Here is an 18,683-nt window from a genome sequence, read left to right as displayed (position 1 = left end):
ATGCGACATATTATTTCCCTGCTTCTGGAAAACGAACCGGGTGCGCTGTCTCGTGTTGTGGGCCTGTTCTCACAGCGCAACTACAACATCGAAAGCCTGACCGTGGCGCCAACCGAGGACCCGACCCTGTCGCGTCTGACGCTGACCACTGTCGGGCACGATGAGATCATCGAGCAGATCACCAAGAACCTGAACAAGCTGATCGAGGTGGTCAAGCTGGTGGACCTGTCGGAAAGTGCTCACATCGAGCGCGAACTGATGCTGGTCAAGGTCAAGGCCACCGGCGCCCAGCGCGCCGAGATCAAACGCACTACCGATATTTATCGTGGGCAGATCGTCGATGTCAGCGCCAGCGTCTATACCGTTCAATTGACCGGTACCAGCGACAAGCTCGACAGCTTCATCCAGTCGATCGGCACTGCCTCGATTCTGGAAACCGTACGCAGTGGTGTCACCGGGATTGCCCGTGGCGACAAAGTACTGAGCATCTAAACCAAATTAGCGAATGGCCTGAACGGCCGGATAGAGAGGAAATTCATGAAAGTTTTCTACGATAAAGACTGCGACCTGTCGATCATCCAGGGCAAGAAAGTCGCCATCATCGGCTACGGTTCCCAGGGCCACGCGCAAGCTTGCAACCTGAAAGACTCCGGCGTTGACGTGACCGTCGGCCTGCGTAAAGGCTCGTCCACCGTTGCCAAGGCAGAAGCCCATGGCCTGAAAGTGGCTGACGTGGCTTCCGCCGTTGCCGCTGCCGACCTGGTAATGATCCTGACCCCGGACGAATTCCAGGGCGCGCTGTACCGCGACGAGATCGAGCCGAACATCAAGAAAGGCGCAACCCTGGCCTTCTCCCACGGCTTCTCGATCCACTACAACCAGGTCGTGCCGCGTGCCGACCTCGACGTGATCATGATCGCGCCGAAGGCACCGGGCCACACCGTGCGTTCCGAGTTCGTGAAGGGCGGCGGTATCCCTGACCTGATCGCGATCTACCAGGACGCTTCGGGCAACGCCAAGAATGTCGCTCTGTCCTACGCGGCAGGTGTGGGTGGCGGTCGTACCGGCATCATCGAAACCACCTTCAAGGACGAGACCGAAACCGACCTGTTCGGCGAACAAGCCGTTCTGTGCGGCGGTACCGTCGAACTGGTGAAAGCCGGTTTCGAAACCCTGGTCGAAGCGGGCTACGCGCCAGAAATGGCTTACTTCGAGTGCCTGCACGAACTGAAGCTGATCGTTGACCTCATGTACGAAGGCGGTATCGCCAACATGAACTACTCGATCTCCAACAACGCCGAATACGGCGAGTACGTGACCGGTCCGGAAGTGATCAACGCCGAATCCCGTCAGGCCATGCGCAACGCCCTGAAACGTATTCAGGACGGCGAATACGCCAAGATGTTCATCAGCGAAGGGGCTACCGGCTATCCTTCGATGACCGCCAAGCGTCGTAACAACGCTGCGCACGGTATCGAAATCATCGGTGAGCAACTGCGCTCGATGATGCCGTGGATCAGCGCCAACAAGATCGTCGACAAAGCCAAGAACTAAGTCGCGAGCTTGATCGAAAAAACGCGGCCTCGGCCGCGTTTTTTCGTTTGGGCGATGGCTTCTGGTATAAAGCTGCATCGTTTGCGGCCGAACCGTCGTCCCAGACGCCTGTCGAATTTTTTCACACCGTTGCAAGGTACTGTCCATGAGCGAACGCCCCGACGAGCCAAACCAGGCTCCTGACGCCGAAAGCCTGCTGCCCATCGATGAGCACATCGAAGAAGGCCATGACGCTGAAGGCCGTAAGGTCCGGCATCGTGGCATCTATCTGTTGCCGAATCTGTTTACCACTGCGAACCTCTTCGCCGGCTTCTATTCCATCATCAACTCCATGAGTGCCCAGGCGGCATTGAGTGCCGGCGACAGCGTGGGGGCGAGCCGCTATTTCGCTTTCGCCGCCATTGCTATCTTTGTCGCCATGGTGCTCGATGGCCTGGACGGGCGCGTGGCCCGCATGACCAACACCCAAAGCGCATTCGGCGCCGAATATGACTCCCTGTCCGACATGGTCGCCTTCGGCGTGGCGCCGGCCTTGCTGGCGTTTGGTTGGGCGTTGGGAGACATGGGCAAGGTCGGCTGGATGGTCGCCTTCATCTATGTGGCGGGTGCGGCGTTGCGCCTGGCGCGTTTCAATACCCAGGTAGGCAAGGCGGACAAGCGCTACTTCATCGGGCTCGCCAGCCCGGCCGCTGCGGGCGTGGTAGCGGGCGTCGTCTGGGCGTTCAGCGATTACGGCATACAGGGTTCGAAGATGTCGTTCCTCGTCGCGCTGCTGGTGGCGGCGGCCGGGATGCTGATGGTCAGCAACATCAAGTACAACAGCTTCAAGGAGCTGGACCTGAAGGGGCGCGTGCCATTCGTTGCGATTTTGGCGGTCGTGCTGGTGTTCGCGGTGGTCTTCAGTGATCCGCCACGCATCCTGCTGCTGATCTTCCTCGCCTACGCGGCCTCCGGTCCGGTTCAGTATTTGTTGCGTCTTCGCCGGCGCTAAACGTTGCCTTAATGTAATTTCCCCCATACTCCGCAGTCTATTGGTGCAACTGCCCTCCAATACTGCGGAGTTGTCATGCTGATCAAGATCCCCAAGTCGTCCGACTGCCGTGAATCGGACGTCACACCCGAATCCTTCTATCTTTCCCGTCGCCAGGTACTCGGTGCATCCATGGCCGGGCTGGCCGTAAGCAGCCTGCCACGCTGGGCGAGTGCTGCCGACGCCGCACGTTATGCCGAGGTCGAGCCCGGCAACGCGCCATCGTGGTTTACCGAGAAACTGCCGTCTATCCAATGGGGAGCGGTGACCGTCAACGAAACCATCACCCCGTTCAAGGACGCGACCCACTACAACAACTTCTACGAGTTCGGCACCGACAAGGGTGACCCGGCCGCCAATGCCGGTTCCTTGAAAACCGAACCCTGGAGCGTGGTAGTGGATGGCGAGGTCGGCAAGCCGGGGCGCTATGCGTTGGAAGACTTCATGAAGCCCTACCAGCTGGAGGAGCGGATCTATCGATTGCGCTGTGTCGAGGCGTGGTCAATGGTCATCCCGTGGATTGGCTTTCCCATCTCTGCGTTGCTCAAGCAGGTCGAGCCTACTTCCAAGGCTAAATACATCCGTTTCGAAACCTTGCAGGACCCTAAGGTGATGCCGGGGCAGCGTTCCGGTTTTGCCCTGATCGACTGGCCTTATGTGGAAGGGCTGCGACTGGACGAGGCGATGAATCCTCTGGCCATCCTGGCAGTCGGGATGTATGGCCGCGAACTGCCCAATCAGAATGGTGCGCCTCTGCGGTTGGTGGTGCCGTGGAAGTACGGCTTCAAGAGTGTGAAGTCGATCGTGCGCATCAGCCTGGTGAGTGAGCAGCCGAAGACCACCTGGCAGAGCATTGCGGCCGATGAGTACGGCTTCTATGCCAACGTCAACCCGACGGTCGACCATCCGCGCTGGACCCAGGCCCATGAGCGTCGGTTGCCGAGCGGGCTGTTCAGTCCCAATGTTCGCGATACCTTGATGTTCAATGGTTACCAGGACGAGGTGGCCTCCCTGTATGCAGGGATGGACTTGAGGAAGGACTACTGATGCGTTTTCCAGTGTGGCGGGTGGGTGTCTTCCTTGCGGCGGCGGTCTGGCCGTTGGCCTGGCTTTACCAGGCGTTGATGAATGCGCTGGGACCTGATCCCGGCAAGGTGCTGGTGGACAGGCTTGGGCTGGGCACGCTGATCCTCTTGTTGATCACCTTGAGCATGACTCCGCTGCAGAAGCTGACCGGCTGGGCGGGGTGGATGGCGGTCAGGCGCCAGTTGGGGTTGTGGTGTTTCACTTATGTCGTGCTGCACTTGAGCGGGTACGCCGCGTTCATCCTGGGCTTCGATTGGTCGCAGTTGGGTGTTGAGCTGAGCAAACGGCCCTACATTATTGTCGGCGTGCTCGGGTTTCTCGGCCTGCTGGCCCTGGCGGTTACCTCCAACCGCTACAGCCAGCGCCGGCTTGGGGGGCGCTGGAAAAAACTGCATCGTCTGGTTTACCTGATCCTGGGGCTTGGACTGCTGCACATGCTGTGGATCGTGCGAGCGGACCTGAAGGAGTGGTCGATCTATGCGTCTATAGGCGCTGTACTCTTGTTGCTCAGGGTGCCGCCGATTACGCGCCGGATCCCGCGTTTGCTGGGCAGGAAAGTACCTTCTGCAACAAAAGCTTAATTAAGTGTTGACGGCAGATTCCAGACGTCTATAATTCGCCCCACTTCCGGCGCAGCCGAAAAGAAAAACTCCTTGAGTTTCAATGAGTTAAACGATTTTAGGTCGCGCAGGGCTTCAGTTCATCGAAGTCCGGAAGCCGTGGATAAGGCGCTGTCGTTTGGCTTTATCAACGGTTCGATCCTCTCGGTCGAAAGCGGTGAAAAAGAGGTGTTGACAGCAGCGAACAACGCTGTAGAATTCGCCTCCCGCTAACGAGAGATCGAAAGCGCAAGTGGTTGAAGTTGTTAGTGTTTTCCACGGGAAACTTTGAAAAACTTCTTAAATAACCGCTTGACAGCAACACCGGGCGCTGTAGAATGCGCGCCTCGGTTGAGACGAAAGAATCAACCACCGCTCTTTAACAACTGAATCAAGCAATTCGTGTGGGTGCTTGTGGAGTCAGACTGCTAGTCAACAGATTATCAGCATCACAAGTTACTCCGCGAGAAATCAAAGATGTAACCAACGATTGCTGAGCCAAGTTTAGGGTTTTCTCAAAACCCAAAGATGTTTGAACTGAAGAGTTTGATCATGGCTCAGATTGAACGCTGGCGGCAGGCCTAACACATGCAAGTCGAGCGGTAGAGAGGTGCTTGCGCCTCTTGAGAGCGGCGGACGGGTGAGTAATGCCTAGGAATCTGCCTGGTAGTGGGGGATAACGTTCGGAAACGAACGCTAATACCGCATACGTCCTACGGGAGAAAGCAGGGGACCTTCGGGCCTTGCGCTATCAGATGAGCCTAGGTCGGATTAGCTAGTTGGTGAGGTAATGGCTCACCAAGGCGACGATCCGTAACTGGTCTGAGAGGATGATCAGTCACACTGGAACTGAGACACGGTCCAGACTCCTACGGGAGGCAGCAGTGGGGAATATTGGACAATGGGCGAAAGCCTGATCCAGCCATGCCGCGTGTGTGAAGAAGGTCTTCGGATTGTAAAGCACTTTAAGTTGGGAGGAAGGGTTGTAGATTAATACTCTGCAATTTTGACGTTACCGACAGAATAAGCACCGGCTAACTCTGTGCCAGCAGCCGCGGTAATACAGAGGGTGCAAGCGTTAATCGGAATTACTGGGCGTAAAGCGCGCGTAGGTGGTTCGTTAAGTTGGATGTGAAAGCCCCGGGCTCAACCTGGGAACTGCATTCAAAACTGTCGAGCTAGAGTATGGTAGAGGGTGGTGGAATTTCCTGTGTAGCGGTGAAATGCGTAGATATAGGAAGGAACACCAGTGGCGAAGGCGACCACCTGGACTGATACTGACACTGAGGTGCGAAAGCGTGGGGAGCAAACAGGATTAGATACCCTGGTAGTCCACGCCGTAAACGATGTCAACTAGCCGTTGGGAGCCTTGAGCTCTTAGTGGCGCAGCTAACGCATTAAGTTGACCGCCTGGGGAGTACGGCCGCAAGGTTAAAACTCAAATGAATTGACGGGGGCCCGCACAAGCGGTGGAGCATGTGGTTTAATTCGAAGCAACGCGAAGAACCTTACCAGGCCTTGACATCCAATGAACTTTCCAGAGATGGATTGGTGCCTTCGGGAGCATTGAGACAGGTGCTGCATGGCTGTCGTCAGCTCGTGTCGTGAGATGTTGGGTTAAGTCCCGTAACGAGCGCAACCCTTGTCCTTAGTTACCAGCACGTTATGGTGGGCACTCTAAGGAGACTGCCGGTGACAAACCGGAGGAAGGTGGGGATGACGTCAAGTCATCATGGCCCTTACGGCCTGGGCTACACACGTGCTACAATGGTCGGTACAGAGGGTTGCCAAGCCGCGAGGCGGAGCTAATCCCATAAAACCGATCGTAGTCCGGATCGCAGTCTGCAACTCGACTGCGTGAAGTCGGAATCGCTAGTAATCGCGAATCAGAATGTCGCGGTGAATACGTTCCCGGGCCTTGTACACACCGCCCGTCACACCATGGGAGTGGGTTGCACCAGAAGTAGCTAGTCTAACCTTCGGGGGGACGGTTACCACGGTGTGATTCATGACTGGGGTGAAGTCGTAACAAGGTAGCCGTAGGGGAACCTGCGGCTGGATCACCTCCTTAATCGACGACAGCAGCGGCTTCATGAGCTCCCACACGAATTGCTTGATTCATTGAAGAAGACGATTAGAAGCAGCCCGAAATTGGGTCTGTAGCTCAGTTGGTTAGAGCGCACCCCTGATAAGGGTGAGGTCGGCAGTTCGAATCTGCCCAGACCCACCAATTTTGTGTGGGAAACGCCTGTAGAAATACGGGGCCATAGCTCAGCTGGGAGAGCGCCTGCCTTGCACGCAGGAGGTCAGCGGTTCGATCCCGCTTGGCTCCACCACTACTGCTTCTGAGACTGAAAGCTTAGAAATGAGCATTCCATCGACGCGATGGTGAATGTTGATTTCTGGTCTTTTGACTGGATCGTTCTTTAAAAATTTGGGTATGTGATAGAAAGATAGACTGAACGTTACTTTCACTGGTAACGGATCAGGCTAAGGTAAAATTTGTGAGCGTTCTTAATTGAGCATGCAAATTTTCGGCGAATGTCGTCTTCACAGTATAACCAGATTGCTTGGGGTTATATGGTCAAGTGAAGAAGCGCATACGGTGGATGCCTTGGCAGTCAGAGGCGATGAAAGACGTGGTAGCCTGCGAAAAGCTTCGGGGAGTCGGCAAACAGACTGTGATCCGGAGATGTCTGAATGGGGGAACCCAGCCATCATAAGATGGTTATCTTGCACTGAATACATAGGTGCAAGAAGCGAACCAGGGGAACTGAAACATCTAAGTACCCTGAGGAAAAGAAATCAACCGAGATTCCCTTAGTAGTGGCGAGCGAACGGGGACTAGCCCTTAAGCTTCTTTGATTTTAGCGGAACGCTCTGGAAAGTGCGGCCATAGTGGGTGATAGCCCTGTACGCGAAAGGATCTTAGAAGTGAAATCGAGTAGGACGGAGCACGAGAAACTTTGTCTGAATATGGGGGGACCATCCTCCAAGGCTAAATACTACTGACTGACCGATAGTGAACTAGTACCGTGAGGGAAAGGCGAAAAGAACCCCGGAGAGGGGAGTGAAATAGATCCTGAAACCGTATGCGTACAAGCAGTGGGAGCAGACTTTGTTCTGTGACTGCGTACCTTTTGTATAATGGGTCAGCGACTTATTTTCAGTGGCGAGCTTAACCGAATAGGGGAGGCGTAGCGAAAGCGAGTCTTAATAGGGCGTCTAGTCGCTGGGAATAGACCCGAAACCGGGCGATCTATCCATGGGCAGGTTGAAGGTTAGGTAACACTGACTGGAGGACCGAACCGACTACCGTTGAAAAGTTAGCGGATGACCTGTGGATCGGAGTGAAAGGCTAATCAAGCTCGGAGATAGCTGGTTCTCCTCGAAAGCTATTTAGGTAGCGCCTCATGTATCACTGTAGGGGGTAGAGCACTGTTTCGGCTAGGGGGTCATCCCGACTTACCAAACCGATGCAAACTCCGAATACCTACAAGTGCCGAGCATGGGAGACACACGGCGGGTGCTAACGTCCGTCGTGAAAAGGGAAACAACCCAGACCGTCAGCTAAGGTCCCAAAGTTATGGTTAAGTGGGAAACGATGTGGGAAGGCTTAGACAGCTAGGAGGTTGGCTTAGAAGCAGCCACCCTTTAAAGAAAGCGTAATAGCTCACTAGTCGAGTCGGCCTGCGCGGAAGATGTAACGGGGCTCAAACCATACACCGAAGCTACGGGTATCACGTAAGTGATGCGGTAGAGGAGCGTTCTGTAAGCCTGTGAAGGTGAGTTGAGAAGCTTGCTGGAGGTATCAGAAGTGCGAATGCTGACATGAGTAACGACAATGGGTGTGAAAAACACCCACGCCGAAAGACCAAGGTTTCCTGCGCAACGTTAATCGACGCAGGGTTAGTCGGTCCCTAAGGCGAGGCTGAAAAGCGTAGTCGATGGAAAACAGGTTAATATTCCTGTACTTCTGGTTATTGCGATGGAGGGACGGAGAAGGCTAGGCCAGCTTGGCGTTGGTTGTCCAAGTTTAAGGTGGTAGGCTGAAATCTTAGGTAAATCCGGGGTTTCAAGGCCGAGAGCTGATGACGAGTTACCCTTTGGGTGACGAAGTGGTTGATGCCATGCTTCCAAGAAAAGCTTCTAAGCTTCAGGTAACCAGGAACCGTACCCCAAACCGACACAGGTGGTTGGGTAGAGAATACCAAGGCGCTTGAGAGAACTCGGGTGAAGGAACTAGGCAAAATGGCACCGTAACTTCGGGAGAAGGTGCGCCGGTGAGGGTGAAGCACTTGCTGCGTAAGCCCACGCCGGTCGAAGATACCAGGCCGCTGCGACTGTTTATTAAAAACACAGCACTCTGCAAACACGAAAGTGGACGTATAGGGTGTGACGCCTGCCCGGTGCCGGAAGGTTAATTGATGGGGTTAGCTAACGCGAAGCTCTTGATCGAAGCCCCGGTAAACGGCGGCCGTAACTATAACGGTCCTAAGGTAGCGAAATTCCTTGTCGGGTAAGTTCCGACCTGCACGAATGGCGTAACGATGGCGGCGCTGTCTCCACCCGAGACTCAGTGAAATTGAAATCGCTGTGAAGATGCAGTGTATCCGCGGCTAGACGGAAAGACCCCGTGAACCTTTACTATAGCTTTGCACTGGACTTTGAATTTGCTTGTGTAGGATAGGTGGGAGGCTTTGAAGCGTGGACGCCAGTCTGCGTGGAGCCATCCTTGAAATACCACCCTGGCAACTTTGAGGTTCTAACTCAGGTCCGTTATCCGGATCGAGGACAGTGTATGGTGGGTAGTTTGACTGGGGCGGTCTCCTCCTAAAGAGTAACGGAGGAGTACGAAGGTGCGCTCAGACCGGTCGGAAATCGGTCGTAGAGTATAAAGGCAAAAGCGCGCTTGACTGCGAGACAGACACGTCGAGCAGGTACGAAAGTAGGTCTTAGTGATCCGGTGGTTCTGTATGGAAGGGCCATCGCTCAACGGATAAAAGGTACTCCGGGGATAACAGGCTGATACCGCCCAAGAGTTCATATCGACGGCGGTGTTTGGCACCTCGATGTCGGCTCATCACATCCTGGGGCTGAAGCCGGTCCCAAGGGTATGGCTGTTCGCCATTTAAAGTGGTACGCGAGCTGGGTTTAGAACGTCGTGAGACAGTTCGGTCCCTATCTGCCGTGGACGTTTGAGATTTGAGAGGGGCTGCTCCTAGTACGAGAGGACCGGAGTGGACGAACCTCTGGTGTTCCGGTTGTCACGCCAGTGGCATTGCCGGGTAGCTATGTTCGGAAAAGATAACCGCTGAAAGCATCTAAGCGGGAAACTTGCCTCAAGATGAGATCTCACTGGAGCCTTGAGCTCCCTGAAGGGCCGTCGAAGACTACGACGTTGATAGGCAGGGTGTGTAAGCGCTGTGAGGCGTTGAGCTAACCTGTACTAATTGCCCGTGAGGCTTGACCATATAACACCCAAGCAATTTGCGCTTAGAAAGCCAGATTGCGGTGTGGTGAAGACGAAACGAACCGAAAGTTTGCGGCTCACACCTGATCACATACCCGATTTGCTGGAACGCTGAAAAGCGCGCTGGCTCAAGAATTTCTTGACGACCATAGAGCATTGGAACCACCTGATCCCATCCCGAACTCAGAAGTGAAACGATGCATCGCCGATGGTAGTGTGGGGTTTCCCCATGTGAGAGTAGGTCATCGTCAAGATTAAATTCCGAAACCCCAATTGCGAAAGCAGTTGGGGTTTTGTTTTGTCCGCCATAAAACACCAGTGGAAGCTCGTGATAAATTTGCACGGTTATTTACCAGCGAGGGCACTAGAATAGCCCTTCCTTAGCTGAGCCAGAGCGCTTTATGCCCGATCCGTCAGACACCAAGAGATTGTCAGATCTACCCCTGAACGATCTGGTGGCATGCCATGAATGCGACCTGTTGATGCGCAAGCCTCGGCTGGCCCATGGCGAAAAAGCCGAGTGTCCCCGTTGCGGATATGAGCTTTACGCACACCGGCACAATGTCGTCGAACGCAGTCTTGCCCTGGTTATCGCCGCGCTGCTGTTGTACGTGCCGGCCAACTTCCTACCCATCATGCAGCTCAACCTGCTCGGGCAGTCCTCCCAGGACACCGTCTGGAGCGGTGTAGTCGGCCTGTTCGATACGGGCATGCAGGGCATATCGGTGGTGGTGTTCCTGTGCAGCATGGGCATTCCGCTCCTCAAACTGCTTTGTCAATTGCTTGTGTTGTTGACCATTCGCCTGAATATCGGGCGTAGCTATGGGCTGTTGCTGTATCGCATTTATCACCATCTGCGCGACTGGGGATGCTCGAGGTCTATCTCATGGGCGTGCTGGTGGCCATCGTCAAGCTGGCGGACATGGCGGCCATCACCGTAGGGCTCGGCCTGGTGTGCTTTATCAGTTTGTTGCTGGTCCAGGTCTGGTTGGAAGTGGCGATGTCACCGCATCAGATCTGGCAAGCGTTATCAGGAGAGGATGACCATGCGGGCGATTGATGCAGGCATTCTGATCTGTACGGAATGCCATGAGTTGAATCGACAGGACCCCGAGACCGACAAGCAAACCTGCACCCGTTGCGGCGCACGGGTTCATCCCCGTCGTCCGGACAGCATGATGCGGACCTGGGCGTTGTTGATCACTGCCGCGATTCTTTATATTCCGGCCAACCTGCTGCCGATCATGACCATCAACTCGCTGGGCCAGGGTGCCCCGAGCACGATCATGGCCGGCGTTATCGAGCTGGTGCAGCACGGCATGATCCCCATCGCCGCAGTGGTGTTCATCGCCAGTATCGTTGTGCCCACGTTCAAGTTGGTGGGGATTGCCCTGTTGCTGTTTTCCGTACAACGGCACCAGCCGATGTCGGCGCGCCAGCGCATCCTCATGTACCGTTTCATCGAGTTCATCGGCCGCTGGTCGATGCTGGATATCTTTGTGATCGCCATCCTGGTGGCGGTGGTGAATTTCGGTCGCCTTGCCAGTGTCGAAGCCGGGCTGGGGGCCATCGCTTTTGCCAGCGTAGTGATTTTGACAATGATTGCCGCAGTAACCTTCGATCCCCGACTGATCTGGGATAACACGGAGTCGGATAACGACCATGACTGATTTGCCTACCGCAAAAACCCGACCGGCTTCGAACTGGTCGGCCATCTGGATCCTGCCGTTGATTGCCCTGATCATCGGCGGCTGGCTCGGCTGGCGGGCCTACAACGACACCGGGATCGAGATCAACGTACGCTTCGAAAGCGGCGAAGGCATCCAGGCCAACAAGACCGAAATCGTCTACAAGGGCATGTCGGTGGGCAAGGTGAAGACCCTGACGCTGGACGATGAAGGCAGCTCCAAAGGCGTGATCGCCACCGTTGAGATGAACAAGGACGTCGAGCAATACCTGAAGACCGGAACGCGTTTCTGGCTGGTCAAGCCGAGCGTCAGCCTGGCCGGTATCACCGGCCTGGAAACCCTGGTGTCGGGCAACTACGTGGCGATCAGCCCGGGTGAAGGGGAGTCGACCCGCAAGTTCAAGGCCTTGGCGGAGGAACCGCCGCTGTCGGATTCCAAGCCGGGGTTGCACTTGACCATCAAGGCCGACCGACTGGGTTCGCTGAACCGCGGCAGTCCGGTGTTCTACAAACAGATCCAGGTCGGCCAGGTGAAAAGCTACCTGCTGTCCGAGGATCAGAGCACCGTCGAGATCAAGGTGTTCATCGAGCCGACCTATGCCAGCCTGGTGCGCAAGCACACGCGTTTCTGGAACGCCAGCGGCATCAGCATCGACGCCAACCTGTCGGGCGTAAAGGTGCGTAGTGAGTCCCTGGCGAGCATCGTGGCCGGTGGTATTGCATTCGCCACGCCCGAAGGCCGCAAGGACAGTCCGCCGACAGACCCGAGCCTGCCGTTCAGGCTCTACGAAGACTTTGACGCCGCTGCCGCGGGCATCCGCGTGAAGGTCAAGCTCAGCGACTTCGAAGGCTTGCAGGCCGGCCGTACGCCGGTAATGTACAAAGGCATCCAGGTCGGCAGCCTGAAGAACCTCAAGGTCGATCCGGACCTGTCCAGCGCCACGGCCGAGTTGACCATGGATCCGCTGGCTGAAGATTACCTGGTCACCGGCACCCAGTTCTGGGTGGTCAAGCCATCGATCTCCCTGGCGGGGATCACCGGCCTGGAAGCGTTGGTCAAGGGTAACTACATTGCCGTGCGCCCCGGGGACAAGGGGGGCGCCCCGCAGCGTGAGTTCGAGGCGCGGGCCAAGGCGCCGCCGCTGGACCTGCGTTCACCCGGGCTGCACCTGGTCCTGCTCACCGAGAACCTGGGATCGCTGGAGGTCGGCAGCCCGATCCTCTACAAACAGGTCAAGGTCGGTTCGGTGCAGAGCTACCAGTTCTCACGCAAGAAAAAGCAGTTGATCATCGGTGTGCACATCGAGAAGGAATACGAAGGACTGGTCAACGGCTCGACACGTTTCTGGAACGCCAGTGGCATCACCCTCACGGGCGGCTTGACGGGCGGTATCCAGGTCAAGAGCGAGTCCCTGCAAAGCCTGATGGCCGGCGGGATTTCCTTTGAGACTCCGGAGCCGAATGTGCCGCTGAAACGGCGGATCCCACGCTTCCGCCTGTTCGAAGACCGTGAAGCGGCACAACAGCGAGGCACCCTGGTGACGATCAAGGTCGATCGCGCCGATGGTTTGCGCAGCGGCACGCCGATCCGTTTCAAAGGGTTGGATGTGGGCAAGATCGAAACGGTGGATCTGAGCGCCGATATGCAATCGGTGCTGCTCAGCGCGCGGATCACCGAAGTGCCGGAGCGCATCGCCCGGGTCGGTTCGCAGTTCTGGGTGGTCAAGCCCGAGTTGGGCTTGATGAAGACCTCCAACCTGGAGACCTTGGTAAGCGGCCAGTACATCGAGGTGCAACCTTCGGCGAAGAACCTGGGGCCACAGAAGAACTTCGTGGCCCTTGCCAATCCACCGGAAACGGCCGTGCCAGAAGCCGGCCTGAGCCTGGTATTGAGTGCGGCTCGCCGTGGCTCGTTGAAGATCGGCGTGCCGGTGACCTACCGCGAAATCACGGTGGGCAAGGTCACGGGATATGAATTGGGCCAGACCGCGGATCGGGTATTGATCCATATCCTGATCGAACCCAAGTACGCGCCATTGGTGCGCAGCGGCACGCGATTCTGGAACAGCAGTGGCTTTGGCCTGGACTTCGGTTTGTTCAAAGGCGCAACGGTGCGCACCGAATCGCTGGAGACACTGCTCCAAGGCGGCATCGCCTTCGCCACGCCGGATGGCGAGCGGATGGGCAGCCCGGCACGACCGGAGCAGACCTTCGCGCTGTTCGATAAATTCGAAGATGAATGGCTGACCTGGGCACCCAAGATCAAGATCGATAAGTAGGGATTCGCGAGCAGGCTCGCTCCCTCAAGGGATCACCCGCTCGCCAAGGGGCCTGAACAAAAACACCGAGCAATAAAAAAGGCCGCGATCCATGGATCGCGGCCTTTTTCATGCCCGGCGATTCACCTCACACCGGGTCCAGCTCCGGCTCGTCGGCCTGTGCGTTCACCGTGGCTTTGACCGCATCGCGGCGACGGATGTACTTCCAGTCCGCCTCGTCGATGTAGATCCCGCTCGGGCCGCTGCCACCTTCCAGATCGATGGCGACACTGGCGCAGACCTGCGGCTTCACGCTCGCCAGGATCGGCACGAAGCCCAGTTGCAGGCTGGTTTCCAGCAATGCGGCCTGGTTCTTCTCGTCGATGTCCGCCGCTTCGTCCAGGTAGTACGGCAAGCGCACGCGACCGGCCTGTTCACGGTCCATCAGGTGCAGCAACAGGTACATGTTGGTCAGCGCCTTGATGGTCATGGTGGTGCCGTTGGACGCCGCACCGTCGATGTCGGTGTGGATGACGGGCTGGCCATTGACCTTGGTGATCTCGAAGGCCAGTTCGAACAGGTCCTTGAGGCCGAGTTGGTTGTGGTTCGCCGCCACCAGGCGCGCCAGGTATTCCTTGGCCTCTTCGTTCTTGTTGTCCTGTTCCGCGCTCTGGCTGAGGTCGAACACCGACAGGGTTTCGCCTTCCTCGTACTGGCCGGCGCTGTGGATGATCTGGTCGATGTGCTTGAGGGCTTCCTTGTTCGGCGCCAGGACGATACGGAAGCTCTGCAGGTTGGACACCTGGCGCTTGTTGATCTCGCGGTTGAACAGGGCCAGTTGGTGTTCGAGGCTGTCGTAGTCGCTGCGAATGTTGCGCAGGGTCCGGGCGATGTCGGTCACCGCCGCGCGCCGTGCCTTGCCCAGGGTCAGGGCTTCGTCGGTACGGTGGGCATAGGCGTTGATCAGCAGTTGCAGGCGCCGCTCCATGTCGTCTTCGCTGTCGAACTTGGCGACACCCTTGAGGCGTACCTGGGCGTACAGCGCTTCGATCTGGCCATCGACCCGCAGCAGGCCTTGCCAGCTGTCCTGGTAGTCATTGAGCAGCGGCAACAGGTTGTCCATGGAGTCGTCGACCGGGTCCATGAACGGCGTGCCGAACGGCAGGTCCGCCGGCAGCAACTGGCGGCGACGCAGGGCGTCGTCGAGAGTGCGCTGCTTGGCTTCCATGTCGGCGATCTGGCGGCCCACCAATTGCAGCTTGGCGGAGAGTTGCTGGACACGTTCGGTGAAGGCATCGCTGGAACGCTTGAGCTCGTCCTGGGCGGCTTCCATCTGCGCCAGTTGTTCCAGTTTCTCGCCTTCCTCGGCGCTCAGTGTCTGGGTGCGACGGAAGTCTTCCAGGGCTTTCTGCGCGTCCAGGACCTGCTGGTACAGCGCTTCGGTCTGGGTCTTGCTTGCCGCACGGTCGGCCGCGACGGCCTGCTGTGTCTTGAGCTGCTTGAGTTCTTTTTCCAGGCGTTCCTTCTGGTCGCGCAACGCGGCACGGTCGGCCAGTGCCTGCAAGGCGGGAGGTTCGATGTGAGACAGGTCGATGGCCAGGCCCGGTACTTCGAAGCGCTCACCCTTGAAGCCGTCGAGGATCAGTTCCAGGGATTTGACCCATTGGCCGTCCTCGTCCAGCGCGATGCCGTGTTCGCCCAGTGGCAGGCTGAACAGGGCGCTGTTGAACAGGCGCATCAGGCGTTCGACGTCCTGCTGGGAGAACTCCTCGCGCAGGCGCGCATAGCTGTTGTTGTCGGCGTGATCGAGTTGCTGCTTGACTGACTTCAGGCGCTTTTCCAGGTCCCGCAGACGCTCGTCCAGGTCCTCGGCGCTGAACTGCCGGGACTGGGCCAGGGCGCCGGCCAGTTCGTCGTGGGCGTCCTTGGCGGCGAGCAACTGCTGCTCCAGGAGCTTGACGTCATCGACCAGGGCAAACCGATGCTTGAGCACCGAGAGTTCGCCGAGCCAGCGCTGGATGCCGGTTATTTCCCGCTCCAGGCGCATCAGTTCCTGGGTGCCGCCGCGCTGGTCGTTTTGCAGCGCGTCCTGCTCGTTACGGTAGTGTTCGGCCTGGAGGGTCAACTCTTCCTTGCGCGCACTGGCGTAGTCCGACCAGGTGCCGAGCAGCGAGTCGAGCAGCGGCGACAGGCGATGCAGTTTGCCGCGCAGGATGTCGCGTTGCTTCACGCCATTGGCCAGGGCTTCCACCAATGGGCCGGCGGCCACCAGGGAGTTGTAGTCCTGCTCCATGCGTCGTACGTCACGGAACGCTTCTTCGCACGCGGCAATGTAGTCCACGCTGCCGGAGCGCAGGCTGTGTTCGAACGCGTCGAGGAACAGCTGCTTGAGCTTGGCCGCGGTGATTTCGCGCATGTGCAGCAGGTTGATGAACAGTGCGCGGAAGGTCTTGAGGCTCTGCTCGCTGGTGGAGCGCAGCGGGATCAGCGTCAGGTCCAGGGGAATCGAGGTGTGGCCACCCACCAGCAGGCGCCGCAGCTCATCCGGCTTGAGTTCATAGGCTTTCAGGCCTTCGCGCTCAAGGTTGGTGAACAGCTCCTTCTGGCGCAGGCAGGTGTCATCTTTCTGGTAGTGAGCCAGGTCCAGCTTGCCGGCGTAGGCAAAGAACTGGTGGCCGAAACCGCCGCCAGGGCCGCGACCGACCACGCCGATGACGTGCGGGCCATGGGGCAGGGCGACTTCCACGAGGATGTAGCTGGTGTCCGAGGCAAAGTAGAAACGCCGGGATTGTTCCAGGCTGTACTTGCCGAAGCTCATGTCCGACATGCGCGCCAGGATCGGGAACTGCAAGGCGTTGATCGAGGCGGATTTACCGAGGTTGTTCGCGCCATACACCGACAGCGGTTCTTCCAGCGGAAACAGGCCGAGGCTGTAGCCGGCGGTGTTCAAAAGGGCGAAGCGGCGGATGCCGTAGCGTTCCTGGCTCATGCGTCGGTCTCCTGTTCTTCGGCAATGGCGCGGGCCAGTGCATCTTCTTCGCTCTCGTCTTCAAAAGGGGCCAGGTCGAGCGGGTCGTCGGTCTGCAGCAGTTTCTCGTCGCTGTCTTCGTCGATCAGCACCGGCGCCGGCAACGGCAGCACGCTGTGCACGCTGGCGGCCAGGTCACGGTCCTGCTGGACCGACAGGCAGACGTCGAGGAAGCGGTGCATCGGCGGCAAGAAGCGGTACACGCCGTTATCTTCGCTGGCAAAACCCAGCTGGGTCATGCGGCGCATGATTTTTTCTTCCAGTTCTTCCTGGGTCTGGACTTCGGCCTGGATGAACAGGTCGCGGTACTTTTCCAGCAACGAAGGCAGCTCATCGCGGCCCAGGCTGCCGCCATCGAGCACGGCGATCGGGTCGCGGCCCTGGTCGGCCAGGTGTTCGACCAGGATGAACGTGAACAGGGCCAGGCGCTGGGCGGTCTTGTTCACCGCCGCGGCAGCCAGGTCCGGCACGAAGTAATAAAAGCCGCGGGTGTCGCACACCAGTTCGAAGCCCAAGGCCTTGAACAAGGTGCGGTACTGGTCCTGGAAGTTGGACAGTTGGGCGTACAACTCCGGGTCGCGCCGGCTGACGTGGTAGCCCTTGAACAGCTCGCGGAAGATCGGCGCCAGCTGGGACAGTTCGGATAGATCAAGATGCATGGGGGATGCTCGCAGAATCTTCGGCAGCGTTGTCGCGGGCCGAGAGCAGGGCGAAGGAGCGCAGGCTGACCTGATGCTCGTGAGTGTAGTATTCGCGGCGTTCCAGACGCTCGCGCTTGAAACGTTTTTCCCGCGACAGGCGCGAGAACCAGTACAGCAATTCGTCGGTGGCGCTGTCCGGTTCCTGCTCCAGCAGCCAGGTCATCAGGTCCGGCATCGGCAGCGCCTCTTCGCAGCGCTCGACCATCTCGCGTGCGGTGCGCGGCGCGCGTGGGGCGTCGCCACCCTTGTGGGTCTTGTGGGACTTGGGGAAGCGCGCCGGTTTCGGCTCGAAGCGGGCCAGGGCGTAGACATAGGCTTCCACCTGGCTGGCACTGCCGAGGAAGGTACTTTGCGGCCGGGTGAACAGCGGCATGGCCGCCTGGGGCACGGCATCGAGGCCTTTGCGGCGAATGGCGGCCAGGGCCAGCGCGGCGCCACGGGTCACGGCGTTGTGACGGCGGGCTTCTTCGCGCAGCGGCAGCAACAGTTCACGGGCATGACGCAGGGTCAACTGGGCGCTGGTCTGCATCTCGAGGATACGGGCGTGGGTGCGCAGCAGCATGTCGTCGTCCACCAGGTGGCCGAGGCGCTGTTGTTCGGTGAGCATGCGCAACAGAACGTTCTCGACCTTGCGCACGCCCTGCTCGAAGGCACCGTCGGCGTTCACCAGTTGGATCATCGGCTCGACGTACTCGTCCCAGGTCGCCAGGACTTCGGCATAACGCTGGCGCAGCGGGATCTGCCGGTCGCTGGTCTTGGCGCGTTCGGCCACGGCCACCAGGGCCTGTTCGTCATTGGCGAGTTTCTTCAGGACGTCGCGCACGCGCATGTCCAGCAGCCGCAGTTGGCGGGCGAGGTCATTGCCGTCGCGCACGTCGAAGGCGTCCTGGATATAGCCGGCCAGGCGTTCGAGGTGGCGCAGGTAGGCTTCGATCTCCAGGCACAGGCCCAGGCGGTGTTCACGACGCAGGTAGGCGAGGAAATCGTGGATCTGGGCGTTCAGTTCGAAGCGGTTCGGGCTTTTTGCCACCGGCACCAGGATGTCCAGGCGGATCCACACGTCCAGCAGGTTGGTGATGTCCTGAGGCGTGCTGTCCAGTTGTTGGGCGGCCAGTTGTGAACGCAGTTCGTTGAGGCTCAGGGTGCCCTGGTCGAAGTGCTCGCACAAAGGTTCCAGCAATGCCCAGTGTTCAGCGAGGGCGCGCAAGACGCGCTTGGGTTCGATCATCGCAATGGCCGTCGGGTTGGCAATTAAAAGCGGCGATTG

The 18,683-nt window shown here is 58.1% G+C and carries 11 protein-coding genes, 2 tRNA genes, 3 rRNA genes and 1 pseudogene; 14 read left to right on the top strand and 3 right to left on the bottom strand.

Going from position 1 to position 18,683, the window contains the following annotated elements; genetic code table 11:
* The 14 genes and pseudogenes from ilvN (at window position 1) to KI241_RS22805 (ending at window position 13,708) form a co-directional block, all read left to right on the top strand.
* On the top strand, window positions 1-492 hold the full coding sequence (gene ilvN / locus KI241_RS22870; RefSeq protein WP_003205610.1) for an acetolactate synthase small subunit: 492 nt from the start codon (window positions 1-3) through the stop codon (window positions 490-492).
* Window positions 493-537: 45 nt separating this feature from the next.
* Window positions 538-1,554: a ketol-acid reductoisomerase gene (gene ilvC / locus KI241_RS22865; RefSeq protein WP_042728776.1), complete on the top strand. Its 1,017-nt coding sequence runs from the start codon at window positions 538-540 to the stop codon at window positions 1,552-1,554.
* Window positions 1,555-1,699: 145 nt separating this feature from the next.
* On the top strand, window positions 1,700-2,545 hold the full coding sequence (gene pssA / locus KI241_RS22860; RefSeq protein WP_047736269.1) for a CDP-diacylglycerol--serine O-phosphatidyltransferase: 846 nt from the start codon (window positions 1,700-1,702) through the stop codon (window positions 2,543-2,545).
* A gap of 75 nt (window positions 2,546-2,620) precedes the next feature.
* Window positions 2,621-3,631, top strand: a complete 1,011-nt coding sequence (msrP, locus tag KI241_RS22855; RefSeq protein WP_123579609.1) for a protein-methionine-sulfoxide reductase catalytic subunit MsrP — start codon at window positions 2,621-2,623, stop codon at window positions 3,629-3,631.
* Window positions 3,631-4,251, top strand: a complete 621-nt coding sequence (gene msrQ, locus KI241_RS22850; RefSeq protein ID WP_123579610.1) for a protein-methionine-sulfoxide reductase heme-binding subunit MsrQ — start codon at window positions 3,631-3,633, stop codon at window positions 4,249-4,251. Before msrP ends, msrQ begins: the two co-directional genes overlap by 1 nt.
* Window positions 4,252-4,323: 72 nt before the next feature.
* Complete coding sequence (locus tag KI241_RS22845) at window positions 4,324-4,503, top strand: hypothetical protein (RefSeq protein ID WP_212803036.1); 180 nt, start codon at window positions 4,324-4,326, stop codon at window positions 4,501-4,503.
* Between the two features lie 300 nt (window positions 4,504-4,803).
* Window positions 4,804-6,340 (top strand): 16S ribosomal RNA (locus tag KI241_RS22840).
* An 82-nt stretch (window positions 6,341-6,422) separates the two neighbouring features.
* Window positions 6,423-6,499 (top strand) — tRNA-Ile (locus tag KI241_RS22835).
* Between the two features lie 30 nt (window positions 6,500-6,529).
* Window positions 6,530-6,605: transfer RNA gene (locus KI241_RS22830), tRNA-Ala, on the top strand.
* 246 nt (window positions 6,606-6,851) lie between these two features.
* Window positions 6,852-9,743, top strand: a 23S ribosomal RNA gene (locus KI241_RS22825).
* A 137-nt stretch (window positions 9,744-9,880) separates the two neighbouring features.
* Window positions 9,881-9,996 (top strand): 5S ribosomal RNA (gene rrf / locus KI241_RS22820).
* Together the 16S, 23S and 5S rRNA genes with 2 tRNA genes alongside form the textbook arrangement of a ribosomal RNA operon.
* 147 nt (window positions 9,997-10,143) lie before the next feature.
* Window positions 10,144-10,802, top strand: a pseudogene (locus KI241_RS22815) (paraquat-inducible protein A).
* Window positions 10,789-11,412 carry a paraquat-inducible protein A gene (locus KI241_RS22810; protein ID WP_042729245.1) on the top strand — a complete coding sequence of 208 codons (624 nt, stop codon included), beginning with the start codon at window positions 10,789-10,791 and terminating at the stop codon, window positions 11,410-11,412. The pseudogene KI241_RS22815 and the gene KI241_RS22810 overlap by 14 nt, the downstream one beginning before the upstream one ends.
* Window positions 11,405-13,708 carry an MlaD family protein gene (locus KI241_RS22805; protein WP_042729246.1) on the top strand — a complete coding sequence of 768 codons (2,304 nt, stop codon included), beginning with the start codon at window positions 11,405-11,407 and terminating at the stop codon, window positions 13,706-13,708. The genes KI241_RS22810 and KI241_RS22805 overlap by 8 nt, the downstream gene beginning before the upstream one ends.
* 127 nt (window positions 13,709-13,835) lie before the next feature.
* Here KI241_RS22805 and mksF read toward each other — a convergent pair whose 3' ends face one another.
* Genes mksF through mksB form a run of 3 tightly spaced genes read right to left on the bottom strand, consistent with a single transcriptional unit; the run spans window position 13,836 to window position 18,644 of the window.
* Window positions 13,836-16,676 carry an Mks condensin complex protein MksF gene (mksF, locus tag KI241_RS22800; protein ID WP_123579892.1) on the bottom strand — a complete coding sequence of 947 codons (2,841 nt, stop codon included), beginning with the start codon at window positions 16,674-16,676 and terminating at the stop codon, window positions 13,836-13,838.
* On the bottom strand, window positions 16,673-17,374 hold the full coding sequence (gene mksE, locus KI241_RS22795; protein ID WP_024778194.1) for an Mks condensin complex protein MksE: 702 nt from the start codon (window positions 17,372-17,374) through the stop codon (window positions 16,673-16,675). Before mksE ends, mksF begins: the two co-directional genes overlap by 4 nt.
* Window positions 17,364-18,644 (bottom strand): Mks condensin complex protein MksB, encoded by a 1,281-nt coding sequence (gene mksB, locus KI241_RS22790; RefSeq protein WP_042729248.1) that lies wholly within the window; start codon window positions 18,642-18,644, stop codon window positions 17,364-17,366. Before mksB ends, mksE begins: the two co-directional genes overlap by 11 nt.
* Window positions 18,645-18,683: the final 39 nt, after the last annotated feature.

This window comes from Pseudomonas sp. Cab53 (assembly GCF_018325965.1).
Classification (GTDB): Bacteria; Pseudomonadota; Gammaproteobacteria; order Pseudomonadales; family Pseudomonadaceae; genus Aquipseudomonas; species Aquipseudomonas chlororaphis_E.
The sequence above is the reverse complement of the archived record's forward strand: the minus strand, read 5'-3'. Positions and strand labels throughout refer to the sequence as shown.